4 protein-coding genes and 1 pseudogene are annotated in these 2,642 nt (G+C 41.4%); 4 read left to right on the top strand and 1 reads right to left on the bottom strand.

The window, feature by feature from the left end; genetic code table 11:
* The 4 genes and pseudogenes from CBG25_RS04400 to CBG25_RS04385 form a co-directional block, all read left to right on the top strand.
* Positions 1-126 (top strand): annotated as a pseudogene (locus CBG25_RS04400) (IS5/IS1182 family transposase); the annotation flags it as partial.
* Between the two features lie 128 nt (positions 127-254).
* Positions 255-644, top strand: a complete 390-nt coding sequence (locus CBG25_RS04395; RefSeq protein WP_290604850.1) for a S26 family signal peptidase — start codon at positions 255-257, stop codon at positions 642-644.
* Positions 645-646: 2 nt separating this feature from the next.
* Complete coding sequence (locus CBG25_RS04390) at positions 647-1,240, top strand: hypothetical protein (RefSeq protein WP_290604848.1); 594 nt, start codon at positions 647-649, stop codon at positions 1,238-1,240.
* Positions 1,218-1,586: a hypothetical protein gene (locus CBG25_RS04385; protein WP_290604847.1), complete on the top strand. Its 369-nt coding sequence runs from the start codon at positions 1,218-1,220 to the stop codon at positions 1,584-1,586. Before CBG25_RS04390 ends, CBG25_RS04385 begins: the two co-directional genes overlap by 23 nt.
* Before the next feature lie 514 nt (positions 1,587-2,100).
* On the opposite strand, the gene CBG25_RS04380 is transcribed toward CBG25_RS04385, so the two are convergent.
* A partial coding sequence (locus CBG25_RS04380) for an IS5 family transposase (protein WP_290604069.1) occupies positions 2,101-2,642 on the bottom strand: 542 nt, incomplete at its 5' end.

The following is a 2,642-nucleotide window of genomic DNA, read 5'->3' as shown; positions in this document are numbered from 1 at the left end:
ATGGGTAGAAAACTGATCCGCACCATTGGACAGGTGCGCGCTAATTTTGCCATGACGATGATGGCAGCATGTTACAACCTAAAGCGGTTGGCGTACTTCCAGAGCGCGTGCATCGTGGCTTTCTGACGCCCAGAATGGGTCAAATGGCCCTAGCCAGGGCAATGTGCGATAGAATCAGTAGCGTGATAATCAAAAAAAATCTAATTATTTAGAATGAAAGCCAAGGGTTAATTGAAAATCTTGAGTTTTTCGAGGTGCCCGTTAATGGAAAACCCGTTAGAATTGAAAAAGAAAAAAACAATTTCAATATAATATACGAAGGTATACAAGATCGTGACGGTAAAACATATCAATATATGACCGACAGGAATAAAACGTTTATTGAGCCTATATACACCACTTGGCACGTTCCAGACGGGTATGTTTTTGTCATGGGAGACAACAGAGATAATTCTTGGGATTCTCGCTATTGGGAAAATCCAGTGGGTACACCGAAAGAATTGAGGGGCTTATTGCCGACAAAAAACATTATCAGTCGCTACATGGAAACCGCGATTAACATCCCCTTTTTGAAAGAGGATTTTGATTTTGGACGTTTGGGATTAAATATAATGAGTGATGCTCAAAAAAATGGAGAGAAGTAACAATGATTTCATTAACCTTTAAAACCAATAATAAAAATCTGGTGGAAAGGTATAAAGACGCTCTGAACGTCTATGACGACTGGAAAACCAATACAAAAATATCATGTGTTGGGGCTGGATTTGGTAAATTTATGGGGATTGATTTAATGATCCCAATATTCTTTTTTCGCTCACAATCACTGGGTATTGTGAATGTAAATGATTTTGTGGAAATTTCCAAAGTCGGTTCAATCATGTCTTTTACAGAACAGGGCAAATATTCTGACTTCCACCAAAAACTCTCAGAATATAGCCAGTCCGCCTTACATGCGATGAAAGTAAAAAACACTTACGGGGACAAGGAAAATCACACGTTCAGCCATGCCGTGACATACACCTTGGATGCGTTTTCGATAGCGAAGCACATTGGCATCGAAACGCATAGTCAGGCGTGGTTGGTGGAAGACGAACTTATTCTTATTTATCCAACTCTGATTTTGGATAATGACATAAATTACAAAAAGTTAGCTGAAAATGAATGGTGCGAGATAAAATCGAGCGAGTTTAAAAAGCTCTACATGAAGGGATTATCGAGTGAAGTTAGGCATCCGATCTAATTTAACGGTTATATGCGGTGTTGTTTTTCTGCTGTTAACGGGCTTCGGGGCAAACACAAATACCCGCAATACCGAATTGGCTTACACGAACAGCAAACATCAGGATTTTACTGGATTCAGTAAAAAGAGTGATGAATTGTTGATAGTGAGAAACGAACTGAATCTAGATAACGGAAAAATAAAAGACTTTTATTTTTTGGATGGGAGTCAGGAAACTATAATGAAAGTAAGCCTTTCAACTATGCCGTGTTCCATGCTGCTGAAAAAGCATAATACATCATCGGGTCTGATGTGGTCCGTATTTGACATGAGTTGCGATGAAAACGAAGGTGATTATGCCAATTGAACACTTAATCACCAGCACGGTATTGTTCACCGCATTATCCGCAACAGCAATGTGAAAACTGCTTTTCATAGGAGATTCACTCACCTATTTTCTAGCAAAAACATACAGTAAAGTCGCTTCTGCGGATATGAGGACTGTGCTAGTAATGGAATATATTCAATACATGAACGGGCAACAAATAATCACCAACGAAGGCATACATGTGATCGATGCGAGTGCTAGGTTGACTTTTCAAACACTGACGTTCATGCAATAAAATCAAGGTAAAAAATGAAAAGAAGACGTTACAGGAAGAAAACACCGCCACTGAATATACATCTGTTCCTGTGTGCTCTTTATATCGCGGGTGCTGTTTTCATGGATTTTCACTTTATCGTTTTAGGGCACCTCGAAAAACTCAAGATTTTCAATTAACCCTTGGCTTTCATTCTAAATAATTAGATTTTTTTGATTATCACGTTACTGATTCTATCGCACATTGCCCTGGCTAGGGCCATTTAACCCATTCTGGGCGTCAGAAAGCCACGATGCACGCGCTCTGGAAGTACGCCAACCGCTTTAGGTTGTAACATGCTGCCATCATCGTCATGGCAAAATTAGCGCGCACCTGTCCAATGGTGCGGATCAGTTTTCTACCCATTTGTTCCATCGCCGCAAATGCATGTTCAACCCGTGCCCTAGTCTTTGCAATCCTGTGGTTTCGCCCTTGCTGAGTCTTGGACAACGGTTTGTTTCGATGGCCTTTACGCTGAATCTGGCTCCTATAGCCGTTTGCCTTCAGCCAAGCTTCCCGCTCCGCAGAGGGATAGCCTCGGTCGGCGTAGATATTGCGATTGGTGTTGGCCTTGTCAATGACCCTTTCGAAATGCTGACTGTCGTGGGTGCTGGCCGTATCGGTGACGATTTTTCTGATGAATTTGTACTTCTTATCCATGTTTACCGAAAGCTTATAGCCATAATGACTCTTACCGTGTTTTTTAGTCCACGTGGCGTCTAAATCTTTTTGTCGCCGCTTGGTTGGTTTCCAATGAGCAGGCATCGCTTCCTGCTTGAGTT

It is taken from the genome of Arsenophonus sp. ENCA (assembly GCF_002287155.1).
GTDB lineage: Bacteria > Pseudomonadota > Gammaproteobacteria > Enterobacterales > Enterobacteriaceae > Arsenophonus > Arsenophonus nilaparvatae.
Note: the sequence above shows the minus strand (reverse complement) of the source record. Positions and strands in the feature narration are given on the sequence as shown.

Excerpts from the sequence above, each read along its gene's own strand:
- CBG25_RS04390 (WP_290604848.1), top strand. The coding sequence starts at position 647 with ATGATTTCATTAACCTTTAAAACCAATAATAAAAATCTGGTGGAAAGG.